Source organism: Pseudoalteromonas aliena SW19, from assembly GCF_014905615.1.
Lineage (GTDB): Bacteria > Pseudomonadota > Gammaproteobacteria > Enterobacterales > Alteromonadaceae > Pseudoalteromonas > Pseudoalteromonas aliena.
Genome location: NZ_AQGU01000024.1, coordinates 34,188 through 58,520 on the forward strand (window position 1 = coordinate 34,188; position 24,333 = coordinate 58,520).

Here is a 24,333-nt window from a genome sequence, read left to right on the forward strand (position 1 = left end):
AATTTGAAACAACACCTTTTTGTTTTAGATACAATTATGAATGGTATTAGTCGGCTCGATATTAAACAGCTCAGAGTGCTTAACGCATTACTGGATTTAAAAAACCTTTCGCAAGTAGCACGTAAAATGGGCTTAACTCAGCAAGCTATAAGTGAGCAGTTGCGTAAATTACGAGACTTATTTGATGATCGCTTGTTTATACGCCAAGGCAATAGCATGGTGCCGACGCCTAAAGCACTCTCTATGCAGCAACCTATCATTCATATACTAAAACAGTTAGAAACCCTATTAGAGCCTGAATTATTTACACCACAAACGTACAAAGGTGTGTTTACTATCAGTGCTACCGATTATGCCACTCAAGCACTGCTTCCTCAGCTTTTTAATATAACAAGACGTGAGGCACCTGGTTTAAAGCTTATTGTTCGAGACTTTGCATCTGATAATGTTAATCAGCTAATAACAGCAGGCGAGCTTGATTTGCTCATCAGTTTTCCTGAATTTATTCCAGATAATTTAGCGTATGTAACTTTACTTGAAGAGCAGCACTTGTGTATTACTGGTTGTGAAAATGATCTAGGGGAAGAGCAACTAACACTTGCGAAAATTGCAGCGCATCCACAGCTGGTGGTATCGCCTTCGCGCGCTAACTTACGAGGTTCGCACGATCAATGGTTTGCTAATAAAGGGTTAAAGCGAAACATAGTTATGTCGGTACCGAGTTTTTCAGCGGTTCCCGACATTCTTCACACTACTGATATGTTGGCATTTTATCCATCGAGGCTGTTGCCAAATAGTAAGGTTAAACAGTTAGATATTGAGGCGCTACCACCTACTTTTAAAGTAATAGCAGCGTGGCATCCTCGAACTAACAACAGCCCAATACACCGTTGGTTAATAGAGCAGTTGCAAAGTTTTTAATAAAAAGCTAGCCAATTTCATCAAGTAAATGCATTACACGCTCACTGGCGGCTTCCATTTTATGTATGTGTTTAATAGCAGTCGCTTTATCGCCATTTTTAATCAGTCGTAATGCTTCAACTCCATTTTTATGCACTTCGCTATGTGGGGATTCTAACTGCTTAAATGCATTTGAATTTTTAAATCCAGCTGATTGTTCTGAGTTATACCATTTACCAAGTCGACACATTTTATGATCGCTAAAGTCATCAACAGACTTATTACTTTGCCCATTTGCAACGGCATAAACGTCACCTTTCCAAACAATATGATCAAGTTTAACCGTTTGTATGAACGATAACGTGGCAGCTTGAGAAATTGTATTTTTCATATTGTTACAAAATTCGATAATCGCTGAGTAATCATTGTTCAGAGATCCAAAATTAGTGCTTAAATGTGAGCTGTTTTCTTTTATGCCTTCTACAGATACAACCGTTTCATTGGTTTTATTAATAATTTCGTTCACTAAATCAGCAACTTCTTGCGCTGATTTATTGGTATTTGTAGCCAACACCCTTACTTCGTCTGCAACCACGCTGAATCCTCTACCGGCTTCGCCAGCACGAGCAGCCTCAATTGCGGCATTAAGTGCAAGTAAGTTTGTTTGATCTGAAATTTTACTGATTGTCGAAACAAACGTACTAATTGTTCCGGCCATACTTGCTAAGCCAGAAATATTCTCAGTCATACTGCCCATTTTATTGGTCATCAAATCCATTTCTTTGACAATATGGTTTAGTGAGCCATTAGATTTTTCAAGGAGGGAGTTAATCTTATCACTTACTTTATTTTCTTCATCTATTTTAGAATAAGAGCCAAGAACAGTTTGTCTTATATCTTCAATCTGGCTCACACCATTGATTGAACTGCAAAGTAAAGAGTGCGTGAACTCTTGTTCTGGAGTATTGATAGGGCTGTTTAGCTCTTTCTTTAATAAATTATTTTCATTCATTAAAGAGGTGTTTTTGGTACGTAAAGACTCAATTTCTTCTTTTAATTCGTCATTTTTATTTTTAACTGATGAATACGTTTTACTTAAAACAAACATTTTTAAACCCTAATTTTAATTAAATATTTACTTATCCTTTTCATTATAGAGGTTAATTTTTAATGAGCATATATTTTTACTATTTAACCTGAACTCAGGTTAAGAGATTTCCTAACGTATTGAATTATTGTGATATTTAAATTTATTTTCTCTAACCAGAGATTCTCAATGAAAACAAGGCAAATTTACGCGTCAATAGCGGGCCTATTGCAAGTAAATTTAACGCAGTTAGCGCTGAAAATAGCTGCTCGAGATGGATTTATTATCCAGAGTTCAGGTTATTTAGATATAAAAAGCGTGACTGGTGTTAGTTGGTAGCGGGAAAGTTAACCAGAGTTCAGGTTAAATTAAAGCGAATTATTTAAAATTCGATTTATAAATAATTGTTGTTTGCAGTAATAAGTTGACATATTTGTACTAAGATATGGCGCTCTTGACGTGGTACTCGACATAATCGTTTTTGAGGTGATAGGACTATGGCACATGCAAATAAAGGCAATCAGAACGCTAATCTGCCGCATTAACCCAACAGCGAAGGCCATGTGGGTTAAAAAAGCGCAAAAAAAACGGTAAAAAGCTTACTCTGTGGGTAACTGGCACGTTTAAGGCTAACGTTACACAGCCTCTCTAGTCTTATTTATTAGGTATTCCGTGGAAGTCCCCCTTTTTTCTTTTGTAGGCGAATAATAAAGATTAGAGTTTTTTCTCGCATGGCCTATTTAACGGCCATGTAAAAAGAGTAAGGTAGCAATCAAAAATAGACAGCTTTGAGCGAATTGCAGACGGTCTAATCAGTTGTTTTCTACTAGCTTACAAGGTAGCTTGTAAAGCATTCATAAAAAACATGGGCGCACTATGAAAACTTGTTTTTTCATTTTTCTGTTTGTCTTTTCTATTAGTTGTCTCGCTGTTGTGAAAAGGCATGATATTCCCCCTGAGAATTATGTGTTGAAAGAAGCTCCTGACTTCTTAGTAGATATGCCCCATGAGGGACATGGCGCTTTAATCAACCCGAGTTGGGTTGTAACTGTCGCACATACCATTTTTTATAATTATATTGGTAAAAGTTTAAGGATTGGATCAAATACATATCAAATTAAAAAAGTGTACATACATCCTGAATTTGAAAAGCCTAGCGAAATTTTGTTGAAAGGAAATTTAGCGCCTTTAATGAGCTTTTTTAAAGCAAGAAGTGATATTGCATTAATTAAATTATCTTCACCTGTGAACGATGTATTACCGATTGCTCTTTACACAAATATAAAAGAACAAGGCAAAACAGTTACAGTTTTTGGTAAAGGTGCTACAGGTAATGGGCTTATTGGCGAAGAGTCTGATACTAAATCTTTGAAACAGCTGAATCACTTCCAAAATATTATTGAAAATGCAGAAACTAATTGGCTGACATTCAAGTTCGATAAGCCAACTAATGGATTACCTCTAGAGGGGATGCACGGTTCAGGTGATAGTGGTGGAGCCTCTGTCATTTATCAAGGTGGTAAGCCCTTTCTTGTAGGGCTTTCAAGTTGGCAACTGGCGCATGGCGATATTTCTGACTTTAAGGGTGGGTTATATGGTACAACTGCATATCAAGTGAGAATCTCCAATTATAGTGAATGGATTAAGGATGTCATAGCTGACGAACTAAAAACGGTCAATTAACGCCTGTTTTGAAACTGTAATTAAGTTCGACTTAGAGCGATAAGCAGTCAGTCAAAAGTTTGATGTCTTAAGAAAAGATTTGACCCTGACGAATCCCCACAATTTGATACTATAAATCAATAAAGTAGCTTAAAAAACAGTTGAAGTGCACAGCCAATTTTGATCTTATATGTTTTTTCCGACCAAAGAAATTACAGAGTAAATCGACTATGCACTTGGGTAAATTATTACATAAAACTTTTTCTAACACAGCGGGTATTATTGATAAGCGTAACCACTGCACATTAATGAAAGCTGTAGAAACACTCTGCCAACATAAGTTCTTATCCATTGCTGCTTTAGGGCGAAAATTAAAGAGCAACGCGAAGGTTAAACACAATATTAAACGAATAGATAGGTTATTTGGCAACCCTCGCGTCCAGCATTCTCGCTACCATTATTACCAAGAAATTACTCGCCGCGTTATAGGTCAAATTAGACGCCCATGTGTGACGATTGATTGGTCTGGGTTAACACCTTGTGGCGAGTTTCATTTATTACGAGCAGCAGTGCCAGTTAAAGGTCGAGCAATGACAATCTATGAGCAAAGCTTTCGTGAATGTGAATACATGAAGCAAAGCGTGCATAAGGATTTCCTCAAAACACTTAAATCAATATTACCTTCTGATTGCAAGCCGATCATCGTTACCGATGCAGGATTTCGTAACCCTTGGTTTAAATTAGTGCTTAAATTTGGTTGGGATTTTTTAGGCAGAGTGAGGCATCAAACACAATATCAAAAGCCAGAAGATGATACGTGTTGGTCACCAGTAAAAACACTTTATTCTAAAGCGACAGCAAAACCCGCTTATCTATTTGAAACACAACTCGCTAAAGCCAATTCATTGAGTGGTCACTTTTACTTGTTTAAATCAAAGCCTAAACAAAGAAAAAAGAAAAATCTTCGAGGAAAAACGATTCGCTGCAGCGTAAGCTTGAAACATGCTAAAGGCGCCACGGAGCCATGGTTATTATTTACCTCACTGTGCAATATTAATTATTCAGCGCAAGATATGGTTAAAATTTACAGCCAGCGAATGCAGATAGAAGAGTCCTTTCGAGACTTAAAAAACACGAGTAATGGTTTGAACTTACGTCATTGTCGTAGCTATGAAAAAGGCCGCTTGAATATCGCATTATTGATTGCATTAATTGCTAATTTTATCCTTTGGCTAGCAGGTTTAACGGCAAAAATATTGAATGTGCATAGAAGCTTTCAGGCGAATACGATAAAGGATAGAAACGTGCTGTCTAGCTTTAGTTTGGGGACGCAATACTTCGAAAAATTTGGTTATAAAATAAAACTGAAAACTTTTTTAGAAGCACTCAAGCAATTAAATAAGGATTGCCGTGAGTGCTTGTAGCTCATTAGCAATTGTGGGGATCCCTCAGGATTTGACCCTCGTTGGCTTTTTCAAAACGACTGGGCGTGAGCTTTTGTAGTATTGGCAAAACAAGCAAAGGCTCACGACACAAACAACGGCATTTGCACTACTCAGCGCTCTCACTAATGCATCAACAGAGGTTATATCATCTACAGATTCAATAAAACAATTGTCTTTCTCAAACTCACTAATATCGTCGAAATACGCATCAGGCGAAAAACAATATAACTCAAGCGACTTAACTACCGCGTCATTGTTGTTTGATAGTTTTTCCCTAAAACGACGAGGGGTTCGGCTTTTTTACCCAAACACAGCTTAAGCAAAAGCGTATTTATCAAATCCATGTGCTTACTCTATACCCAATAAAATAGTGACATGTTTTATCGTGCATTATTAGGTACATTAAAACAATAGTTACTTTTATGGACTACCAGCGTTTGTACTTTAAACTATTGGTTAATTAATTTAACCCACTCAATTGGATTCGAGACAATGAATTGATATTTATTACCATCTTTTAATACGATTTCAATTGCATCATGTGTATAAGGCAAAATACCCGCAACTTTACCAGAGCACTTACTCACTTTTACAATTTCACACCGTGCAAACATATAAGGCCCTAACCCAAATTGTGCATTCAACGGCGCAAAATGAATATCGGTGTTGGTTAGCCAAAATTTGCCGTCGGCTTTGATTGCCCCCTGTTGAATCGTGGCGATGGTCGATTTGATTGTTATTGCATGCATAATAGTATTCCTTTATGTAGTGCTACTTTTAAGTCATTAGCAAGTGACGACATTTAAGCTGACTGTATTACCTTTCTCTTGGTTTGCCTACCGTTAAGTAGTGCGCCCAACCACGTATTTTTAACTAATAATAAATAACTTACTTGACCAATAAGTAATGTAACCACCACGCTAACTATAAACTTTACTAAAACTGGCCAATTAGTATTAATCAATGGCATCTGAATATAAATCAGCACTGGCACATGTATTAAATAAATCCAATATGATGCATTTGAGATGCTGCGACTGAGCTTACTTTGGTGATTTAAAAAACGATGCCCAAGTAAAAACGTTATGGCGGTTAACAAAATAACACTCAGTCCTTGTGATAAAACATGCAATACATGTAGCTCTCCCGCTGCGGCAAAATACCCCGTAGTTGCGGCGGCAATCACGTCATCTAAGCTTGGCGCGGCTGGTAATAAAGAAAAATAACCAGTCAGTGATAGTGCAACACCCAAAATAAGAGGCCATAAGTACTTATGATATGACCAAATGAGCTGCTGTTTTTTATTAAGCCCCACTCCCAACCAATAAAAACTGCCGTAAAAACCATACGACCATAACTGTGGCGTGAGTTTATCAGGAGCAGGAAATGGAATAGATTGCCCCATTAATGAAAACGTTAACACGATGGGAAGTACAACCCACATAAATAAAGGGTGAGCGCTAAGCGCATCGAATTTATTGCCTAATAAGTTAGTTGTTTTCAACAACCAGTGAATTAAGCAAAACTGGAATAAGTTCCACAAAAACCATAAGTGCATAGTGCTAACAACAGGCTCTTTAATAACTTTAAACACAGCAAAAATCGGCGGTATTGGATTAGCTATACCGGCTCCAAAACTCAAGGCATGGTAGTAAACGGCAAAGCTTAACGGTAAAAATACAATAAAAGGTAGTAGAATATGCTTACTGCGATGATGTAAAAAGCGCGCGTTGCTCGATTTATCTATCAAAAGTGCACTGCAAAACCCTGCAATAATAAAAAATAACGGCATCCGAAATAAGTGCAGCGTATGCGTAATATAATCAAATAGACCATGTGTGCTTGGGTCTGCCGTAAACCAAATATTGCTGAAGAACGGACTGTAGGCTAAAGCGGCATGAAATACGATGCCGAGCAATAGCGCGAGGCTGCGTAAATTATCAATGTAGTGTAATCGACTGTCTTTATTCATTAATGTGCCCAACTAACTTTTATTAATCAAGCATAAATGAATGAGGTTTCATGGCACTAGTCACAAAGCTCATAGACCGAGCTATGACAGATGTCACTGTTTTTACAACGCGAGTTCTGCAATAATTGCTAAAAAAATATGGCCACAGTAATGGAATCAACTATACGACATACAACCGATTGGCATTTCTCAACATTGGCATCGTGGCTTGGGGTGACATCGGCGTGTGCCTATTATGCCAACTCAGAATTAGCGCTATATTTGCAAATCATAGTAAGTGGTTCCATTTTAGCTATTTTGCTGTATGTGTTAAAACAGCCCAACAAATTTGTTCACGGCGTAGCGCTTGGCTATTTCCTGCTTATTTTGGCAATGATACAACTGAGTTCAACATCCTTAGTTTTTATCCACCTAGTGATGTTTACCGCGGTTTTTAGTCCTCATTTTTCGCTTCCTAAAATACTGGCTTGTGTTGTGGCCGCCATGCTGGTGTATGGTTTAACGCATTATGCGCGCTGGGAAAATGGCATTCCTTGGATCACGTTTACAATTTGGTTTTTCTTTTGCTTGATGAATTGGTTTGTCAGTCGCCGGATTGTCGAAAGTTTAAATACACATTACCAATCCCGCCAAAACTACAAAGAGTTAAAAGCCACCCAACACATGATGGGGGCGATGCATGCAGCGCAAGAGCGACAAAATATATCACGCGAGCTCCATGATTCACTCGGCCATAAGCTTACCGCGCTCAGCATTAATTTAGATTTTGCTAAAAGAGCTGCAAATGAAGCCACCGTTGAAACCCTCTCTCTTTGCCACCAACTTAGCCAAGAAGTATTGGCAGAGGTGCGCGAAATCGTTTCCACTCAGCGCAATGACAAAACGATACTTAAGCAAGCTCTTGAGGCCATTTGCGAACTAACACCTAATTTACACTGTGATCTCCAACTAAGTAAGGAGACAGAGCAGCTCCCGCAAGACTTTGCCCTGTGTGTATTGCGGTTTACCCAAGAGATGATCAGCAACACCCTTAAACATACCCAAGCAAACCATTTTACTTTGCATGTAAATGTCTCCCACGTTGGCCAACAGCCGCTGTTAATTGCAAAAGCGTATCACAATCAACCAGAGACCCATTTACCAAAACAAGGGAACGGATTAGCAGGATTAAATGAGCGAATGGCACAATTTGGCGGTGAATTCTCACAACAACTTGAGCAAGAAACACTGATCAATACCATGACACTACCACTAAATTTAGAAGAAAAAAGCCATGATAAAGTGCCTACTAGTTGAAGATCAGACCTTAGTTCGTTTAGGCCTCGCTAATTTACTCAACCTCGATAGCGCCATTAATATCGAAGCCCAAGCTGAAGATGGCTTACAAGCGCTTGCACTATTAGCTGAGCATAGTTTTGACATTGCTTTACTCGATATGAGAATGCCGAATTTAGATGGGCTCGGCGTGCTGCAAAAAATGCGTGAAAAGGGTGATAAAACCCCTGTGCTGATCATCACCACATTTGAAGATTGTGATGTATTAGTCAAAGCCCTTAATCTAGGTGCTCGTGGCTATGTGCTTAAAAACATTGAACTTGAAGAGCTCATTAGCGCTATCAAGCAGGTCGTTGCAGGTGAGCGAGTATTGCAAAGTGCGGTGACTGATTTTTTACTCAAAAAGCAACTAAGCCCTCAGCTCTGCTTAACAGGCAAAGAACAAACCGTATTGCAGTGTTTGTCTTTAGGCATGTCGAACAAAGTGATTGCCAAAAAGTTAGATAACTCTGAGGGGACTATTCGTAATCATGTGTCACAAATCCTTGCTAAATTAGAGGTAAAAGACCGCACTCAGGCCGTTATAAAAGCCATTAATCAAAACCTAATTTAACACGCGAACAACACCAAATTACTATTTTTGATTAGGGTGTATTGATGAACACAAAACGCTTTTTAAGTGCCACTATTTGTCATTAGGCTTAAGTGGTGCAATCAACATAAATAAGAGTAAACAAAACCAACTAATAAACAAACAGGCGACTATCCATGCTAGCTTTTCTTGGCGTCCCACTTTTTGTGACCTAGCAATGAGTATGATTGGCATCACCCAAATCTTGATTTCAGACATTAAAGATCTTCAATGTCTGCTCATGGCACATAGCAGTCAACTAAACTTGGCTGTATTTTCATGAAATTGGCTTTTTTAAAGTCTGTATTTAATAATTTTATACCATTATAAGCTTCAATATTATGCCAAGTTACACTTCACTTGTGTCGTTGTAGCTCAGTGAAATCGAATGTGGCTTTGCCAACTTATGCTTCAAACAACAATAATGGCTCAAGAGGGCATATACCAGAAAACTGATAAATTTAGAATAAAAGCCATTTTTAAAAATGGCTTTTATTGGTTGGGGGGTTATCGTTGTGTAAGTTGTTGGTTTATTTCTTCAAATATACTGGCATCGTCTATGGTTGAAGGTATTTGTAATTCTTCGCCATCGACTAGTTGACGTAGGTTTTTACGTAAAATTTTACCTGAACGAGTTTTTGGCAACCTATCGACACTAACGATATTTTTTAAGCATGCAATAGCGCCTATTTGATTGCGAACGGCAGCCACAAGCGCTTGTTCTACTTCTTTGGTTGAACCTACAAAATCATCTTTAAGCACAATCATACCCATAGGCAGTTGGCCTTTTAGAGGATCGTTTATAGCAAAAACAGCACATTCTGCAACGGCGGGGTGTGCGGCGACTATTTCTTCCATTTCGCCAGTTGAGAGTCTATGCCCTGCTACATTTATGACGTCATCGGTGCGGCCCATAATAAATAAGTAGCCGTCTTCATCAATATAACCGCCATCACTAGATAAGTAATAACCCTCGTATTCACTTAGGTAGCTTGCTTTAAAGCGGGGTGTATCTTGCCAAATTGTTGGAAGACAACCTGGTGGAAGTGGTAGTTTAATTACCACAGCGCCTTGTTCGTTGGCAGCACATTCGTTGCCATCCATATCTAATATACGAACATCAAATCCAGGCGTAGGAACGGTTGAGCTGCCCGATTTAGTTGTTAGGTATTCAATGCCAACTGGGTTACAAGCTATAGCCCAACCGGTTTCTGTTTGCCACCAGTGATCGAGCACCGGCAGTTTGGTTTTTTCTTTAAGCCATTCGTAGGTGGGCGGATCGAGTCGCTCGCCAGCTAAAAACAAACGCTTTAAGCTAGAAGTATTATATTGTTTAAAACCATCAGCATTGGGATCTTCTTTTTTGATTGCTCTAAATGCGGTGGGCGCGCTAAATAATGCACTGACTTTATACTCTTCAACCACGCGCCAAAAAGCGCTGGCATCAGGTGTACGTACAGGCTTTCCTTCATACAATACAGTCGCGCAGCGGTACATTAATGGGGCGTATACAATATAAGAATGCCCAACGACCCAGCCAATATCAGATGCAGCCCAAAATACGTCGCCAGGCTCCATATCGTATACGGTTTTCATGCTGTAGTTCATTGCAACGGCATGGCCGCCATTTTCTCGTACAACGCCTTTTGGTGTGCCCGTCGTACCTGATGTGTATAAAATGTAAAGTGGATCATTGCCATTTACCGGTACGGGATCGGTGGCAACAGCCGTTTGCATTGCGGTGTTCCAATCAATATCGCGATCATTTATGAGTGTTGCTATTGCTTGTTTACGCTGATAAATAATGCAGTGTTCTACTTTGTGTGTGGCGAGTTCTATTGCGTTATCTATTAGTGGCTTGTATTCAATAACGCTGCATACTTCAACACCACAAGAAGCGCTCAGTATAAGCTTGGGTTTTGCATCATCAATGCGTACAGCCAACTCGTGCGCAGCAAACCCACCAAATACGACAGAGTGAATGGCCCCTATACGCGCGCACGCCAACATGCCAATAACGGCTTGTGGGATCATAGGCATATAAATAACGACTCGATCGCCTTTTGTTACGCCTAGTGATTGCATTACGCCTGCAAATTTAGCCACTTCTTGTTGTAATTGTGAGTAGCTAAAAGTTTGCTTAGTATGGGTTACAGGGGAATCGTAAATCAGTGCGGTTTGATCGCCAAATCCTGCGACAACATGTTGATCAAGAGCTAAAAAGCAGGTATTTAGTTGGCCGTCACTAAACCAATGATAAAGTCCATCTTCATCTTGTGTGTACGCTTTTTTTGGTATTTTATACCAAGGTATTTTTTTACTTTGTTCAAGCCAAAATTGCGCCGGATTTTGTTTAAATGCATTATATTGCTGTTGATATTCGCCTGACATAGTAGGCTCCTAAACTAAATGTGTGAGAGACCTTATAAAAGGTAGGCCCTTTTATGTGTGTATGCTATTCGACCTTGGTAGGCCAAGCGTTAAACAGTATGAGTAATACCAAACGGCATAAATCTTTGATCAATTTAACGAATTAAATTGCACTATAACGTCGTTAAAAAATTTTTATTTAGAACAACTAGATACAAAAGTTTTTGCCTAGTTCTAGCGTAATTTTCTTAACGTTAAATAGACCCCATATATAAGCAGATTGGTATAACAATAATTTATCTGGTTAATTTGACAAAATTAGACGCTCAGCTCAGCATAGACTCATATTAAAAATTGAATAAGATATACATATGACTAATACAGTAAGAGTAGGTGTGGCGGTTATAATAAAGCGCCAAAACACAATTTTATTAGGTGAGCGTATTGGCGCGCATGGTGCAAATACATGGGCGACCCCGGGCGGGCATTTAGAGTTTGGCGAAAGCGTTGAGCAATGCGCAATACGTGAAGTGCTTGAAGAAACAGGCTTGAATGTAAGTAAAATTACCAAGCTTGATTTTACTAACGATATTTTTAGCACTGAGAATAAACATTATATTACGCTCTATGTAAAAGCTGACTATGAAGGCGGTGAGGCTTTGCTCAAAGAGCCTAGTAAATGCTTGCAATGGCGTTGGTGCGATATCAACAATTTACCAACGCCACTGTTTACCTCACTCGAGAATTACTTAACTTGCACTCTGAGCAACAAATTTACGCGTCAATAGCGGGCCTATTACATGTGAATTTAACGCAGTTAGCGTTAAAAATAGCGCTTCGAGATAGATTTATTATCCAAAGCTCAAGTTACTTAGGGCGCATCACTTACTGCTTAGTTGCTTAGCTAAATTTCACTCTTGTAACGCCATTTTGATTTTCTTATTACGTATTTTTTTTAAGTGCTTTCGTTGAGATTTTTTTATATGCTTGGTGATCCATTTTGTCATTTTTGGCATGAGTTCTGGTACAAAATTATGGCCCATACCACGGACAATTTTTAGTTTTGATTTTTTAATGAGCTTAGCCATTTTCCTTGCTTCTGCTGCGGGGAAAACGATATCGGCGCTACCGTGAATAATTAGCGTAGGCGCTTTTATTTTTCTTATTAAATGATCTCGGTTTTTACTTGCAGTGATAGCTATAAGTTGGCGTTTATAGCCACTTTGATTATAAGAACGATCAACTGTTTTAATTGCATGCTCTCGTAGTAATTTTTCACTTTGAGGGTAGGCTGGACTACCAATAAGTTGATTCAGTTTTATATTGTAGTTAATAGCGGTATCACGACAGGGGACTTTGGTTTTAAATTTAGAAAGCTTTAAAAATACATTTAAACTTTTCGCTGTAGGTCTTGGACTTGAGCTACACGACATAATTAAGGTTAAACTAAGTACTCTTTTTTTATTTTTTACCGCCATAAGTTGAGCGATCATCCCGCCCATTGATGCCCCAACTAAGTGTGCTTTTTTGATTTTTAGTTCAGCCATTAATGCCAGTACATCTTCAGCCATATCATCAAGTAAATAAGGTACGTTTGAGCGTATTGGTAAGTGTTTGCTTAACCATGTTTTAAACAGGCTAGGGGCTGGGTGCTGATCTAAATGAGTCGATAAACCGGTATCGCGATTATCAAACCTAATAACTCTAAACCCATTGTTGACTAAACCATAGTACAGAGCGTCGGGCCAAGTGATCATTTGTGCCCCTAACCCCATGATTAAAATAATTGGAGGTGCCGATTTATCACCTTCATCTTGGTAGTTTAGTACGACCCCTGTTTTAACTTTAATCGTGCGCATAGTAAAAAGAGCATTGTTAAATGTTAACTTTAGTATAAGTAAGGTTTGTTACGGTTAAATATAGAGAAATAATTACTGTTCACTTAATCATTCATACCATTTCTGTATTTTTAGTAATCCTAAAGTATTTAATTTTGTTGTATGTTTGATATAAAAGTAGATAAAAATATTCATATCAATACAATAATGTTTTTATGTTTAGTCGATGTTATTGGGGTATCAGTTGTTGAAATTAAAAGGGATTAAATCTACTTTTATTAGTTCTATGGCCGTGATGGGATTGTTTTCTGTACTAATTTATTTTCAAGCTCAATGGCAAGATAAGCTAACAATAGTAAATTATCTTGTGTACCCGCTACTAATTATAACGGCTATTTTTGCTACTCAATTTAACCGCAGCAGGGTTGCATTATTATGTTTGTTCTGGGGATTATTTTTACTAACAGAAAATTACCCATTAGTTTGGTCAAAGTGGGTATCAACTAATCCTCAATGGCTGCTTTTATGCGGCACTAGTTTATTACTATTATTGGCGCTAATGAAAGATAGAGCTATTTTTTCAGTACATAGCATAACGCGTATTCTACTTGTTATTGGATGCGCACTTATAACGTTTGGATGGTTAAAGCTTAGTGAAAATGTAGAAAGTTTTTTTCCTAAAACAGCACTATGGAATCAAATTATCCCCTATATTCCTGTCGCATTCCCATTAACCATAATCGGGGCTTTACTGTTTTGGCGAAGCCTAAGTGTAAATAATTTAACGTTAACAGCGTTACTAGTGACATTTGCTATTTGGTGTTTAAATCAATTGGATTTAATAACATTACCTTGGTCGCTAGTCATTGTGGCACTGTCTTCGCTTTATTTACTTGCGGTGAGTACTGATTCTTATTACTTAGCTTATAGAGATGATTTAACTAGCTTGCCTACACGTCGTGCCTTAAATCAACTTGCTTTATCGTTAGGTCGAAATTACACCGTTGCAATGCTAGATATTGATCACTTTAAAAAATTCAATGACACGTATGGACATGACATTGGCGATCAAGTGTTGAAACTTGTTGCAGCTAAGATGACGGGCGTAAAGGGAGGCGGAAAAGTTTATCGTTATGGCGGCGAAGAGTTTACCGTGGTATTTCCAAGAAAAACGGCTGAACACTCAATCCCTGAATTAGAAGTACTGCGCGAAAGCATAGCAACATATGGCATGGTGATTCGAAACCCAAAAAGAACAGATAAAAACTCTAGAAAAGCAAAAAAATCGAATGATTATAAAACCGTACATGTAACGGTTTCGATTGGTGTAGCGCAAAGAGAGCCAAAACAAAGTTTTGATCAAGCGTTAAAAAATGCCGATTTAGCTTTATACCGCGCCAAGAAAAAAGGGCGTAATAACGTGAGTAAATAAGCCTTATTTTTTGTTTATTGAGGGCTTTCGCTACTGTTTTTAAAATAGCTTTTGGGGCTGCAATTAAACCAGCGTTTAAATGCGCGGTTAAACGAACTCTGATCTTTAAAACCTAATGTGAGAGCTAGATCTGTTAACGATAATTTACCTATCCACAGTGTTACACGTCTTTTTCGTTCTTGCTCAAGTAAGATTAAAAATGAGGTGTGCTCTTGCTTTAACTTTCGCTGTAATGTTCTGGGCGTAATATTAAGTGCATTTGCAGTACGTATTAATGTGCACTCTTGTAAATCGATTTTGGCCATAAGTAAATGGATAATTTTTTCGCTTAAATGTTGCTGGCTTTTAAAGCTCGAAAGTTGCTGTTCTGAAACCTGTTTAAGTGCAAAATTGATAGATGCGTTATCGGTTTTAAATGGCAGTGCTAAATAACTACTCGGAAAGGTGATCTGGTTGTATTTAGTACCTGTTTGTATTGTACAGCCAAACCATTTTATTAATGTTGCTTTTTGTTCCTGCGGCCAGTTGAAGGTAAAGCTTACGGAGCTTGGCGATAATCCTGAGTTTATTAATTGACGTATAACACTTACCCATGCTGTCATATTTCGTAAAACGACATGAGTGTTGCAGTTAGAATGAGGTAACCAGCGGATCACAGCCGTGCCATCTTGTTGTTTAAATTGTGCTTTGCCTATATCAGCCACTAAACTGTCGTAGTTTAAAAGAGCTTGAATTGCGCTTGCTAAGTTATCACTCGATTCTATTAAATAGCCTAAAATACCAAAATCAGCAGTTCGAATATGCTGTCCGAGTTTAAAGCCAAATAAAGGTTCATTAAGCGTTTGTTGTGCGTAATCAAGTAGCGTGTTGTAACTGACTAAAGTTATGCGTGAAGCGAGTTGATGAGCATTTTTATTGCTGTATTCGTTAAAGTTTATGGCATCTAAAACGGTCTGGCTATCCAGCCCTTGATTCTGTAAATAATCAAGAACACTTGAAAAATAATGATCGGCAAGAGTGTTCATTTGTCGCCTAAAGCTAAAAAATAGTCGCGTATTAGCAAGTTTGCCATGTAATATTTTTATATGCTAGAGCAATTCTTAAATAGTCACTGTGGTAAAAATGATATTTATAAATATAAGACAAAAAATTGCAGCCACACCAGAGATGGTAAAAAGTACCTTACTTGATCACGCGCAGTTACATCGTTTTTTTAATGCTAAATTTTTACTTATTAAGTCGCAAAATAGTGGGGAAGTGGTTGGGGGTAAAGGCGCTATAAGGCAAATACAGATGTCTGGCCTTGAGTTTAAAGAGCAAATTATAAGTGCAGATGATAACCACATAAGCTATCAAATAATAGGTAATAAGCCGGTAGCAAAGCATCAAGGTGATATCTATTTTTCTTCAGCTGAGGATGAAGTAACCCCCGTTACAGCCATTACTTATTGCATACAATGCGCTGCACCTTGGTGGCTACCTAGTTTTATACTTAAGTTTTTTATTGAAAAAGACATAGTCAGTGCACTTAAAAAGTTAAATAGCCACTTTAAGGAGCAAACTATATGAGCATTGAAATCATTTTATTGGCTTTAAGCCCCATCTTTTTGGCGTTTGTTTGTTATGAATTTATTAAATTTAGACGCTACTATAATATCAAAGACAGTTTAGCTAATGCGGTACTAGCATTAATGCATCAAGGCGCTGATGCTATTGCACTACTTATACTAATGCCTTTTTTTTACTGGCTTTACGAGTATCGTTTATTTGATATAGAGCTTTCTGTAGTCAATGTATTATTTGCTTTTTTACTGCAAGATTTTTTGTATTACTGGTTCCACAAAGCATCTCATCACATTCATTGGCTTTGGGCCGCGCACGTTGTACATCATAGCTCCACTAAAATGAATTTTTCTACCGCATTTAGGCAAAGTTTAATGTACCCAATTGCAGGGATGTGGGTATTTTGGTTACCCATGATATTGCTTGGCTATGATCCCATTACCGTGTTTACCGTGGTAGCGCTTAATTTGGCATATCAGTTTTTTGTGCATACCCAAATTGTAGGTAAGCTTGGCTGGTTTGAAAAAGTATTTAACACGCCTTCACATCATCGAGTTCATCATTCTATTAACGCAGGCTATTTAGATAAAAACTTTGCAGGGGTGCTAATCATCTGGGATAAGTTGTTTGGCACTTATGCGGTTGAAGAGCCAAGTAAACCTTGTAAATACGGTATTGTAGGGCAGTTAAATAGTGATAATCCATTTAAAATAACGTTTCACCAATGGGCATATTTAATTAAAAGTACCTACAGAGCAAAAGGTGTGAAAGCAAAGTTAAACATATTGTTTGGCTATCCAACAAGTGCCATAAAACATAAGTGAATTATTGTGTTTTTTTGCTTCGGGGCGCACCAAGTGTAATGCAAATATGGCAAATACATACCGACAAAAAAGCACTTATACCTAGCGCACCGCCGTATCCATCTAGCCGTGGAATTAGGTATTCAAACAATATTGAAAAAATAATGGCAGAGCTGGTTATTGTATATATTCCAAAGCGATGGGGGGCGCTCATACCTATAAATGTCCCGCCAAAAAATATAATACTATAAAGTGCAGGATTGAAGTTAAATGCGCTAAAAATTAGGTAGGCAATAATAGACAGTGAAGCGGAAGCTCTTATTGCATCAAAGCGATTATGTTTAGCTAAAAAAAATGTTAAAAATGCGCCTAGTAATGTTATTAATGGGTATTCAAGGCTCATAGCGCAATTCCTCTAGCTAACACAAATATTGCAACACTTGCAAAAGCAACACTGCCGAGCTTACCGCCAAAACCAGTAAATAAGTTCATAGTAAGTACGTACAAGCTCGCGCCTATAATCGAAATAATGGTAATTTCCCAATAGCTGGTAATTAAATTAGTCGAGCACATTCCTGCAAAGCTACCCGCATAAATAGCGGCATACGGATGATTTTTAACGCTTTTAGGAAAAGGTATAAAGGAGCCAATAAGCCCTGTTAACGCCGCCGATATAACTAATGGCACATTAAACGTTGTGTGCATCACAAAGCAAGATACAAAGCCCATAAAAAAAGTGATGAATTTTAAAGATAAGAATTTAATCATAGTGTGCGTATTTTAAAGTAAGTCTTTTAGGTTTAACAGCACTGCCTGCAAATAGCATAGTATAAGCAAGGTAATAAGGGGGTTTATTAAAGTATTAAATATGCTCAATTGTTTCGCTGTTAATGTTCTATAAATTACAATTTATGTATAATGCGCGAAATTTAGTATATTAAAAGAGTTAACCAAGGGTAATTTATGTCTAACTGCTTACATCTAGCTATCCCAGCTGGCGATTTAAAAGTGACTACAGCGTTTTATTGTGACGTACTTGGTTGTAAAACCGGTAATAGTGAAGAGGGTCGATGGGTTGATATTGACTTTTGGGGTAATGAATTAACACTACATCAAAGTGCTGAACGCCTACCAACAGTTCGTCACGACGTAGATATGGGCGCTGTGGCGGTTCCTCATTTTGGTATTCATTTATCTGAAAGCGACTTTAACGATTTAAAAGCACGAATTGAGCACGCTGGAGTTGAGTATTTAGATAAACCTTATCGTCGTTTTATTGGTGATGAGTTTGAGCAAGAAACATTTTTTATTGAAGATCCAAATGGTAACGTACTTGAAATGAAAACCATGGTAAATCCAGAGGTTTTATTTAAAAAGGGCTAGGGCATGTTGACCTTTCGTGATTGATTTTGCTGCAGTGCGTTTGGTATTTAGGCAAGGCAGAGCCTATGGAGTATAGTTATTCTCCATAAATAGTTGATATTGCAGCGTAGGATGCCAAACATGCGCTGCCCGAAAGGTTTTGCCTAGGGGCTTTACTCTTTGCTGCTCGGTTTTTACTTATTCTTACAGGGATGTAAGCCATTAGAGTAACGCAGGAGCAGTTACCGAGCCCACTAGGTTACAAACCTCGCGCCACGATTGAATCGCCCCTAGATTGAAAAAATTTAATCCTGAAAGGTCAATCGACTCTAAGTTTTAACTTTTCTGTAACATTTGTTTTTTATGCTACCTTAAGTGATAGAAACTTTACTTAAGGAAATACATGAATAATAAAAAATTGCTTTTAGCATCTCTTCTGCTTACTACTTCTTCAGTTTTTGCTCTACCTCAATGTCCCCAACCTGAATTTATGGAACAGCGCTTTAGTGCCCCTAACTTCGAAACTGGACAGTATAAAAATGGTTTGAACCGGCTTATCACCTGGTTGCCTAATTATCACATGATCCACGATGAAGTAGTGGCTGTTGGTAAGCCGATAACTATAACGGCAAAGTTTGATTATGGTGGTGTGGTACATAAGGATTTAGAGTTCGAAACTGTTAAATTTTATATTCGTAGTCAAAGCGATACGCAGTGGCAGTATTTAACTTCTGCGACCACTAATAGTGATGGTAAGGCGACTTTATCATTGAGTGCAATGTCGGCAGGTCAATATCGAATTTATGCCGGTGTACTTGCTGATGGAACAGGGACTGAAGGGTACCTAACAGTTGTTGAACCCAATACTGAAGCTGTGTTATTTGATATCGACGGCACATTAACTGAGTCTGATGCCGAACAAGTTGGTGACTATACTGAGATTGACTATGCTGATGCAAAGGATGAAGCTTATACTTTAGTGCGTAGCTATTTAGATTTGGGTTATCAACCAATTTATTTAACTGCACGTGTTTATTGGTATGGAAAAGGCACACGCAGATGGTTGTCTTGGATGGGGTTACCGCCAGGTTATTTACGCACTTCTTTGAGCAACGAAATTAGTTTATTTAAAGCTGCTAAGTACAAAACAGAGCAGATTAATAAACTTGAGGCGAATGGTATCAAGATCGTTCGTGCTTATGGCAATGCAAAAACAGATGCAGAAGCATTTATAAAATCAGGCTTGAGTGCCTCGCAAAGCTTCACGATTGGTAGAGAGGCGGGTTATTACGGCACAACTGCAATTTTAAATAACAGCTACAGTGAACATATTGCAACTGAGGTTAATAATTTCCCGAACGCCAATTGTCAGTAGTGCGTTAAAGCCCTAATATGCTTAGCTGAATTAGGGCTTTTATTTCTTATATTTTTCTTTTTATTAACATAGTTGTAACTTAAGACTTTTAACTTTAATATGCGCTTGATTTTATTGGTTAAACTATATGAATTTTAAAAATTCATATAGGCCTGTTTTAAAAAGGAAAGTTATGATTATAAAAAAATTGAGTGTTGGGCTGGTACTGTTAGGTGCAACCTCAGCAAACGCATTTACCCAACTAGGCGGGGGCGGCGTTACGCCAATGGGGCATGAGTGGCTTACTCGTACCGCTGCATTAGAATTGTTAGACCAAGAACACATTATTCAAGCAGACCCAAATGATCCCCGTCAATATTGGCAAAAAGGCCTTGCAAAGCAAGTTGATCTATCAGCTGCTTATGATGAAGTGCAACGACTCCAATCTAACCTTAATAATAACAATAGCTATCAGCCAAAATATGATGATATTTATGCCGCTATCGTAGGTGAACGCTGGGTTGATATTGCAGGCTTTAATGTAACCAAAGCAAGTACCGATCCGAGTGGGCCAAATTGCTTTAATGCGGTATCGCAGGAACCGGCCAACTTGCAGCAAGATCATTTTATGCGACGTTATGATGATATTGGTGGGCAAGGCGGAATTGACGCAGCTTATCGGGGTCAAAAGCGTTTTATTGATCACTTTGTGAGTGCCGCTATGGCGGATAAAAAACGCATAAAAGTGTCAGACGGAGGCGGTTACTCAGCAAAAGTAGAGGTTGATCATAATTATTTTTTGTTTGGTAGAGCTGTGCACCTTTTTCAAGATTCGTTTAGCCCTGAACATACAGTGCGTTTAGCGACTGATAATTTTGAAAAAGTATGGCAGGTAAAAGCTTATCTTTGTTCTGAAGGTGCTGAGCAGCATACTCATGATACAAAAGATATACTTAACTTCAGTAGTGGTGATGTAATTTGGCAAGAAAATGCACGACTTGATACTGGTTGGCGTGCTTATTCAGCGGGTAATATGAAGCCTGTGGCGCTGGTGGCACTGGAGGCCAGTAAAGATCTTTGGGCTGCATTTATTCGCACTATGGCTGTGGATAAAACTCAGCGCGAAGCGTATGCAAAGCAAGAAGCAAACGCTTTGGTTTCAAATTGGCTATCATTTGAAGAACAAGCGATGCTAACGTGGTACGAAAATCAGCAGAATCGTGATCATACCTATGTACTTGCACCACAAGAGACGGGGATAGGTAAAACGCTTGAAGCGTGCATGCGTGAATTAAATGTAGGTACGATTAGCCAAGTAGCTCGTGTGACACAGTTAGATACCGAGCGTCGCCAATGTTTATATAACATTGAAGCAGAGCCAGGTTATGCTGATTTATATGATGTTCATACTGGGGTGCCGTATAACTGGCGTTGGAAGTCTGTAACATGGCAGAGCCCTGCAATTGATTGGCAAGCTGCCCAACAGAGTGCTGATAGTGGTGAAGCTTTAGTTATTAAATCCGCAGTTGATGGTAAAGCATTATCTGCAGAGTCATTAAATAATAATGAACGACTGACAACGGCAGAAGCTAACCCTGTCAAATGGTTAAAAGTACCATCTAGTGATGATCGATATTATTTTCGAAGCGCAGAGGCACCGTCTTTATTTTTTAGTTACAGCATTAGTACATCGGGTTATGGCAAATTATGGCGCTCACCTGAACAGGCTGAATATGAGCTTATTTATCAAGGTGGACTTTGGAATATTAAAAATACTTTCTGGCAAAATTATTTTTGGTATAACCAAGATAAGCAACGTCCCCAGTTGACCTCTGATGGAGATGCTAATAAATTACAGTCTAAATGGATATTAGAGTAAAAATGCAAGGCCAGACTTTATAAAGTCTGGCTTTTTCGACGTTAACTTTTATCACCGGTGTATTTCACTTGGGCGTGTTGATCTTTGTGGATTGAAATTTGTTCAATCTAGGGGCGATTGAATCGCGGCGCGAGGTTTGTAACCTAGTGGGCTCGGTAACTGCTCCTGCGTTACTCTAATGGCTTACATCCCTGTAAGAATAAGTAAAAATCGAGCAACAAAGAGTTAATCTTCCCTAGATCGAGCTCAAAGGGCAGCGCATGATCAATCACGAAAGGTCAACACGCCCTAGGGGTTTTATTAAAATGGCGTTTAAATTCGCGGCTAAATTGCGATGCACTGGTGTAGCCTACTTTTAACGCGGCTTCATTGGCTTTGCTGCCGTTGGTTATAATGAGTTCCTTTGCTTTAGCTAAACGTACTTTTTTTAAATACTGCAATGGTGACTCAAAAGTGACTTGTTTAAAGGCGCGATGAAACGACGATACACTCATGTTTACATCTTCTGCTAAACCCTCAACAGTTATCTGGTTGGCATAATTGCTGTGCATGGTCGAAAGTGTTCGAGCGATACGAGCATAATGCCCATCATGCATCGCAAGGCCTATTAAAGTATGCCCTTGCGGGCCGCAAAGTACCCGATATACCAATTCTTTTACGATATCTTCGCCAAAAACTTCGGCCTCAAGCGGATTATTTAAAACCGTTAATAGCCTATGAGTTACGAGTTCCATTGTGGTATCTAAGGTGGCTGACTGCACGGCTCCAATTTGTATCGACGCTGAAGATGTAGCAAGCGGTTTGTGTTGTATCATTTGATTGACGAGTTTGTGTAGCATTGCTGGGTTTATATCTATAGCAATACCCATAACGGGCAGATCGTTATCGGTAAACGCTTCACACTCTAATGGCACCGGTACACCAAGCACTAAATAATCGCCTTCTCCGTATCGTATTTGATGATCCGGAAAGTGAATCACTTTATGACCTTGCCCAACAATAATAATGCCTGAGTTATATATAAGCGGCTGACGCGGTGAACTTTTAGTTGCTCGATGAAAATATACCCCAGGAATAATAGTTTCCATAGTGCCTTCAAAGCCGAGTAAAAGATTATGCTCGGCGTATTGTTGCAACATGTTGGCTATCGTGGGCATTTAAAGCATCTTTATTTGTGTGTATTTTACGTAAAATAACAATGTTGATAGTTTTAGGCAAGCTTTAGCGAGTTATTGGGCTTTTTTTATGTGTTTTTTGCCATTAATATGCACTCATCGATACTTTATTAGGTAACTAAGTAAAGTACTCAGCAATAAACCGTCACCAGGAGCAAATAATGAAATTTAGCTACGTAAACCCAACACTAATTCAGTTTGGCCAACAACAAATTGCCGCATTAGCAGACTTGATCGCAAAAGATCAAAAAGTACTTGTAGTATACGGAGGCGGTTCGATTAAAAAGAACGGCGTGTACGACCAAGTTGCTGCAGCACTCAAAGATTTTGATTGGATAGAGTTTTCGGGCGTTGGTGCTAACCCAACAATTGAAGTACTAGACCAAGCGGTTAAAATCTGTAAAGAGCAAGACATCGACTTTGTACTTGGTGTCGGCGGCGGTTCAGTAATTGACGGCGTTAAATACATTGCAGCCTCTGCAGTTTACGATGGCGAAGGTTGGGATATTCCGACAGGTAAACACACTATTACCAGCGCATTACCAATTGGCGCAGTGTTAACATTGCCTGCAACAGGTTCAGAGTCAAACCAAAACTCAGTTGTGAGCAAAGAAGCAACGAAGCAAAAACTACCGTTTGCTTCACCAGAGGTGCTTCCTAAATTTGCGATTATGGACCCTGATGTAATGAAAACATTACCACAGCGTCAATTGGTTAATGGTTTGGTTGATGCGTGGGTTCATACCTGTGAGCAATACTTAACGTTCCCACAAAATGCATTAGTTCAGGAAGGTTACGCCGAAGCACTTTTAAGAACGCTTAAAACACTGGGCGATAATTTTGAAAACCAAGACGATGCATGGCGTGCCAACCTTATGTGGGCGGCAAATCAAGCACTTAATGGCTTAATTGGTTCTGGCGTATCGCAAGATTGGGCAACGCACATGATTGGCCACGAGCTTACCGCAGCATATGGCGTTGACCATGCGCGTTCTCTTGCTATTGTTCAACCTTCTTTGCTACGCAACCAGTTTGCAGTTAAAAAAGTAAAGCTTGAGCAAATGGGTAAAAACGTATTTGGTCTTGCGCAATCTGACGACTTAGCAGAGCAAACAATTGCAGCAATTGAAGCGTTTTACCACAGCCTTGATGTAGCTACTGAACTTACTGAACATGGCGATGATAAAGCCGCTGCTATTGACAATATTATTGGCAAACTTGAATCCCACGGCATGATTGCCCTTGGTGAAAACCAAGCTATTACGCTAAAAGAAAGCCGTGAAATTTTAGAGCAAGCAGTTGCTTAACATTTAAATTATTAAAAACCACCGACGTTTTATTGTCGGTGGTTTTTGTAGTTCACAAAATGTTATTTATCTATTGTATATACCTAAACACCTCAAGGTGTAAGTTTCAGTTGGTGTAAAAGCGATGTAGGCAAGGCATTGATTGCAAATAATAGCTGTTCTATTTTTAAAATCAATAACGCAGTATATATCGCTTTAAGCCAACCATTTTGGCGCTCCACAGGCATTCACTCTCTGCGTTGCGACTGCTTAAAAGAAGTTGCCCTTGTTACAAAGTA

Annotated in this window: 23 protein-coding genes; 14 read left to right on the forward strand and 9 right to left on the reverse strand. The window is 38.7% G+C overall.

Annotated features, from left to right (window positions below):
- The first annotated feature begins 3 nt into the window (after window positions 1-3).
- Window positions 4-921, forward strand: a complete 918-nt coding sequence (locus PALI_RS05170; protein WP_226894494.1) for a LysR family transcriptional regulator — start codon at window positions 4-6, stop codon at window positions 919-921.
- Between the two features lie 7 nt (window positions 922-928).
- Here PALI_RS05170 and PALI_RS05175 read toward each other — a convergent pair whose 3' ends face one another.
- Entirely contained in the window at window positions 929-2,008 is a 1,080-nt protein-coding gene (locus tag PALI_RS05175) for a methyl-accepting chemotaxis protein (protein ID WP_138586111.1), read from the reverse strand.
- A 168-nt stretch (window positions 2,009-2,176) separates the two neighbouring features.
- Here PALI_RS05175 and PALI_RS05180 point away from each other — a divergent pair, with 168 nt between their 5' ends.
- From PALI_RS05180 to PALI_RS05190, 3 genes are all read left to right on the forward strand, one after another.
- Complete coding sequence (locus tag PALI_RS05180) at window positions 2,177-2,326, forward strand: hypothetical protein (RefSeq protein WP_193155191.1); 150 nt, start codon at window positions 2,177-2,179, stop codon at window positions 2,324-2,326.
- A 537-nt stretch (window positions 2,327-2,863) separates the two neighbouring features.
- Window positions 2,864-3,670: a trypsin-like serine protease gene (locus tag PALI_RS05185; RefSeq protein ID WP_193155119.1), complete on the forward strand. Its 807-nt coding sequence runs from the start codon at window positions 2,864-2,866 to the stop codon at window positions 3,668-3,670.
- Window positions 3,671-3,879: 209 nt separating this feature from the next.
- Window positions 3,880-5,073: an IS4 family transposase gene (locus PALI_RS05190; protein WP_193155120.1), complete on the forward strand. Its 1,194-nt coding sequence runs from the start codon at window positions 3,880-3,882 to the stop codon at window positions 5,071-5,073.
- Window positions 5,074-5,543: 470 nt separating this feature from the next.
- Here PALI_RS05190 and PALI_RS05195 read toward each other — a convergent pair whose 3' ends face one another.
- Both PALI_RS05195 and PALI_RS05200 read right to left on the reverse strand, forming a co-directional pair.
- The gene (locus PALI_RS05195) at window positions 5,544-5,843 is read right to left on the reverse strand and encodes a hypothetical protein (protein ID WP_193155121.1); all 300 of its coding nucleotides are present in this window, start codon (window positions 5,841-5,843) and stop codon (window positions 5,544-5,546) included.
- A gap of 53 nt (window positions 5,844-5,896) precedes the next feature.
- The gene (locus tag PALI_RS05200) at window positions 5,897-7,066 is read right to left on the reverse strand and encodes an acyltransferase family protein (RefSeq protein ID WP_193155122.1); all 1,170 of its coding nucleotides are present in this window, start codon (window positions 7,064-7,066) and stop codon (window positions 5,897-5,899) included.
- A gap of 150 nt (window positions 7,067-7,216) precedes the next feature.
- On the opposite strand from PALI_RS05200, the gene PALI_RS05205 reads away from it, so the two are divergent.
- Both PALI_RS05205 and PALI_RS05210 read left to right on the forward strand, forming a co-directional pair.
- Window positions 7,217-8,362: a sensor histidine kinase gene (locus PALI_RS05205; RefSeq protein ID WP_193155123.1), complete on the forward strand. Its 1,146-nt coding sequence runs from the start codon at window positions 7,217-7,219 to the stop codon at window positions 8,360-8,362.
- Window positions 8,340-8,954, forward strand: coding sequence for a response regulator (locus tag PALI_RS05210; protein ID WP_055016941.1), 615 nt, complete (start codon window positions 8,340-8,342; stop codon window positions 8,952-8,954). Before PALI_RS05205 ends, PALI_RS05210 begins: the two co-directional genes overlap by 23 nt.
- 525 nt (window positions 8,955-9,479) lie before the next feature.
- Here PALI_RS05210 and PALI_RS05215 read toward each other — a convergent pair.
- Entirely contained in the window at window positions 9,480-11,363 is a 1,884-nt protein-coding gene (locus PALI_RS05215) for a propionyl-CoA synthetase (protein ID WP_193155124.1), read from the reverse strand.
- 350 nt (window positions 11,364-11,713) lie between these two features.
- Here PALI_RS05215 and PALI_RS05220 point away from each other — a divergent pair, with 350 nt between their 5' ends.
- Entirely contained in the window at window positions 11,714-12,130 is a 417-nt protein-coding gene (locus PALI_RS05220; RefSeq protein ID WP_193155125.1) for a nucleotide triphosphate diphosphatase NUDT15, read from the forward strand.
- A 123-nt stretch (window positions 12,131-12,253) separates the two neighbouring features.
- On the opposite strand, the gene PALI_RS05225 is transcribed toward PALI_RS05220, so the two are convergent.
- Window positions 12,254-13,201 carry an alpha/beta fold hydrolase gene (locus PALI_RS05225; RefSeq protein WP_193155126.1) on the reverse strand — a complete coding sequence of 316 codons (948 nt, stop codon included), beginning with the start codon at window positions 13,199-13,201 and terminating at the stop codon, window positions 12,254-12,256.
- A 223-nt stretch (window positions 13,202-13,424) separates the two neighbouring features.
- On the opposite strand from PALI_RS05225, the gene PALI_RS05230 reads away from it, so the two are divergent.
- Window positions 13,425-14,612 (forward strand): GGDEF domain-containing protein, encoded by a 1,188-nt coding sequence (locus tag PALI_RS05230; protein ID WP_226894495.1) that lies wholly within the window; start codon window positions 13,425-13,427, stop codon window positions 14,610-14,612.
- Window positions 14,613-14,626: 14 nt separating this feature from the next.
- Here PALI_RS05230 and PALI_RS05235 read toward each other — a convergent pair whose 3' ends face one another.
- The gene (locus tag PALI_RS05235; protein ID WP_077535857.1) at window positions 14,627-15,637 is read right to left on the reverse strand and encodes an AraC family transcriptional regulator; all 1,011 of its coding nucleotides are present in this window, start codon (window positions 15,635-15,637) and stop codon (window positions 14,627-14,629) included.
- Window positions 15,638-15,734: 97 nt separating this feature from the next.
- Here PALI_RS05235 and PALI_RS05240 point away from each other — a divergent pair, with 97 nt between their 5' ends.
- Together PALI_RS05240 and PALI_RS05245 are read left to right on the forward strand one after the other, a co-directional pair.
- Complete coding sequence (locus PALI_RS05240) at window positions 15,735-16,181, forward strand: SRPBCC family protein (RefSeq protein WP_193155127.1); 447 nt, start codon at window positions 15,735-15,737, stop codon at window positions 16,179-16,181.
- Window positions 16,178-16,999, forward strand: a complete 822-nt coding sequence (locus PALI_RS05245; protein WP_193155128.1) for a sterol desaturase family protein — start codon at window positions 16,178-16,180, stop codon at window positions 16,997-16,999. The genes PALI_RS05240 and PALI_RS05245 overlap by 4 nt, the downstream gene beginning before the upstream one ends.
- Before the next feature lies 1 nt (window position 17,000).
- Here PALI_RS05245 and PALI_RS05250 read toward each other — a convergent pair whose 3' ends face one another.
- Both PALI_RS05250 and PALI_RS05255 read right to left on the reverse strand, forming a co-directional pair.
- On the reverse strand, window positions 17,001-17,381 hold the full coding sequence (locus PALI_RS05250; protein ID WP_077535854.1) for a hypothetical protein: 381 nt from the start codon (window positions 17,379-17,381) through the stop codon (window positions 17,001-17,003).
- On the reverse strand, window positions 17,378-17,746 hold the full coding sequence (locus PALI_RS05255) for a hypothetical protein (protein ID WP_226894496.1): 369 nt from the start codon (window positions 17,744-17,746) through the stop codon (window positions 17,378-17,380). Before PALI_RS05255 ends, PALI_RS05250 begins: the two co-directional genes overlap by 4 nt.
- A 195-nt stretch (window positions 17,747-17,941) precedes the next feature.
- Between PALI_RS05255 and PALI_RS05260 the strand changes: the two genes are divergently transcribed.
- The 3 genes from PALI_RS05260 to PALI_RS05270 all read left to right on the forward strand — a co-directional run bounded on the left by PALI_RS05260 (window position 17,942) and on the right by PALI_RS05270 (window position 21,573).
- A complete protein-coding gene (locus PALI_RS05260) occupies window positions 17,942-18,361 on the forward strand; it encodes a VOC family protein (protein ID WP_193155129.1) in 420 nt (139 codons plus the stop codon).
- A 382-nt stretch (window positions 18,362-18,743) separates the two neighbouring features.
- Window positions 18,744-19,715: an LNS2 domain-containing protein gene (locus PALI_RS05265; RefSeq protein WP_226894497.1), complete on the forward strand. Its 972-nt coding sequence runs from the start codon at window positions 18,744-18,746 to the stop codon at window positions 19,713-19,715.
- A 172-nt stretch (window positions 19,716-19,887) separates the two neighbouring features.
- Window positions 19,888-21,573 carry a hemolysin D gene (locus tag PALI_RS05270; RefSeq protein ID WP_193155130.1) on the forward strand — a complete coding sequence of 562 codons (1,686 nt, stop codon included), beginning with the start codon at window positions 19,888-19,890 and terminating at the stop codon, window positions 21,571-21,573.
- A 278-nt stretch (window positions 21,574-21,851) separates the two neighbouring features.
- On the opposite strand, the gene PALI_RS05275 is transcribed toward PALI_RS05270, so the two are convergent.
- Window positions 21,852-22,730 (reverse strand): AraC family transcriptional regulator, encoded by an 879-nt coding sequence (locus PALI_RS05275; RefSeq protein WP_193155131.1) that lies wholly within the window; start codon window positions 22,728-22,730, stop codon window positions 21,852-21,854.
- Window positions 22,731-22,909: 179 nt separating this feature from the next.
- Between PALI_RS05275 and PALI_RS05280 the strand changes: the two genes are divergently transcribed.
- Entirely contained in the window at window positions 22,910-24,055 is a 1,146-nt protein-coding gene (locus tag PALI_RS05280) for an iron-containing alcohol dehydrogenase (RefSeq protein ID WP_193155132.1), read from the forward strand.
- Window positions 24,056-24,333 lie beyond the last annotated feature (278 nt).

Bases quoted from the DNA above. Each gene is read 5' to 3' on its own strand.
- PALI_RS05175 (WP_138586111.1), bottom strand. From the start codon at position 2,008: ATGTTTGTTTTAAGTAAAACGTATTCATCAGTTAAAAATAAAAATGAC.
- PALI_RS05180 (WP_193155191.1), top strand. From the start codon at position 2,177: ATGAAAACAAGGCAAATTTACGCGTCAATAGCGGGCCTATTGCAAGTA.
- PALI_RS05185 (WP_193155119.1), top strand. From the start codon at position 2,864: ATGAAAACTTGTTTTTTCATTTTTCTGTTTGTCTTTTCTATTAGTTGT.
- PALI_RS05190 (WP_193155120.1), top strand. From the start codon at position 3,880: ATGCACTTGGGTAAATTATTACATAAAACTTTTTCTAACACAGCGGGT.
- PALI_RS05195 (WP_193155121.1), bottom strand. From the start codon at position 5,843: ATGCATGCAATAACAATCAAATCGACCATCGCCACGATTCAACAGGGG.
- PALI_RS05200 (WP_193155122.1), bottom strand. From the start codon at position 7,066: ATGAATAAAGACAGTCGATTACACTACATTGATAATTTACGCAGCCTC.
- PALI_RS05205 (WP_193155123.1), top strand. From the start codon at position 7,217: ATGGAATCAACTATACGACATACAACCGATTGGCATTTCTCAACATTG.
- PALI_RS05210 (WP_055016941.1), top strand. From the start codon at position 8,340: ATGATAAAGTGCCTACTAGTTGAAGATCAGACCTTAGTTCGTTTAGGC.
- PALI_RS05215 (WP_193155124.1), bottom strand. From the start codon at position 11,363: ATGTCAGGCGAATATCAACAGCAATATAATGCATTTAAACAAAATCCG.
- PALI_RS05220 (WP_193155125.1), top strand. From the start codon at position 11,714: ATGACTAATACAGTAAGAGTAGGTGTGGCGGTTATAATAAAGCGCCAA.
- PALI_RS05225 (WP_193155126.1), bottom strand. From the start codon at position 13,201: ATGCGCACGATTAAAGTTAAAACAGGGGTCGTACTAAACTACCAAGAT.
- PALI_RS05235 (WP_077535857.1), bottom strand. From the start codon at position 15,637: ATGAACACTCTTGCCGATCATTATTTTTCAAGTGTTCTTGATTATTTA.
- PALI_RS05240 (WP_193155127.1), top strand. From the start codon at position 15,735: ATGATATTTATAAATATAAGACAAAAAATTGCAGCCACACCAGAGATG.
- PALI_RS05245 (WP_193155128.1), top strand. From the start codon at position 16,178: ATGAGCATTGAAATCATTTTATTGGCTTTAAGCCCCATCTTTTTGGCG.
- PALI_RS05250 (WP_077535854.1), bottom strand. From the start codon at position 17,381: ATGAGCCTTGAATACCCATTAATAACATTACTAGGCGCATTTTTAACA.
- PALI_RS05255 (WP_226894496.1), bottom strand. From the start codon at position 17,746: ATGATTAAATTCTTATCTTTAAAATTCATCACTTTTTTTATGGGCTTT.
- PALI_RS05260 (WP_193155129.1), top strand. From the start codon at position 17,942: ATGTCTAACTGCTTACATCTAGCTATCCCAGCTGGCGATTTAAAAGTG.
- PALI_RS05265 (WP_226894497.1), top strand. From the start codon at position 18,744: ATGAATAATAAAAAATTGCTTTTAGCATCTCTTCTGCTTACTACTTCT.
- PALI_RS05270 (WP_193155130.1), top strand. From the start codon at position 19,888: ATGATTATAAAAAAATTGAGTGTTGGGCTGGTACTGTTAGGTGCAACC.
- PALI_RS05275 (WP_193155131.1), bottom strand. From the start codon at position 22,730: ATGCCCACGATAGCCAACATGTTGCAACAATACGCCGAGCATAATCTT.
- PALI_RS05280 (WP_193155132.1), top strand. From the start codon at position 22,910: ATGAAATTTAGCTACGTAAACCCAACACTAATTCAGTTTGGCCAACAA.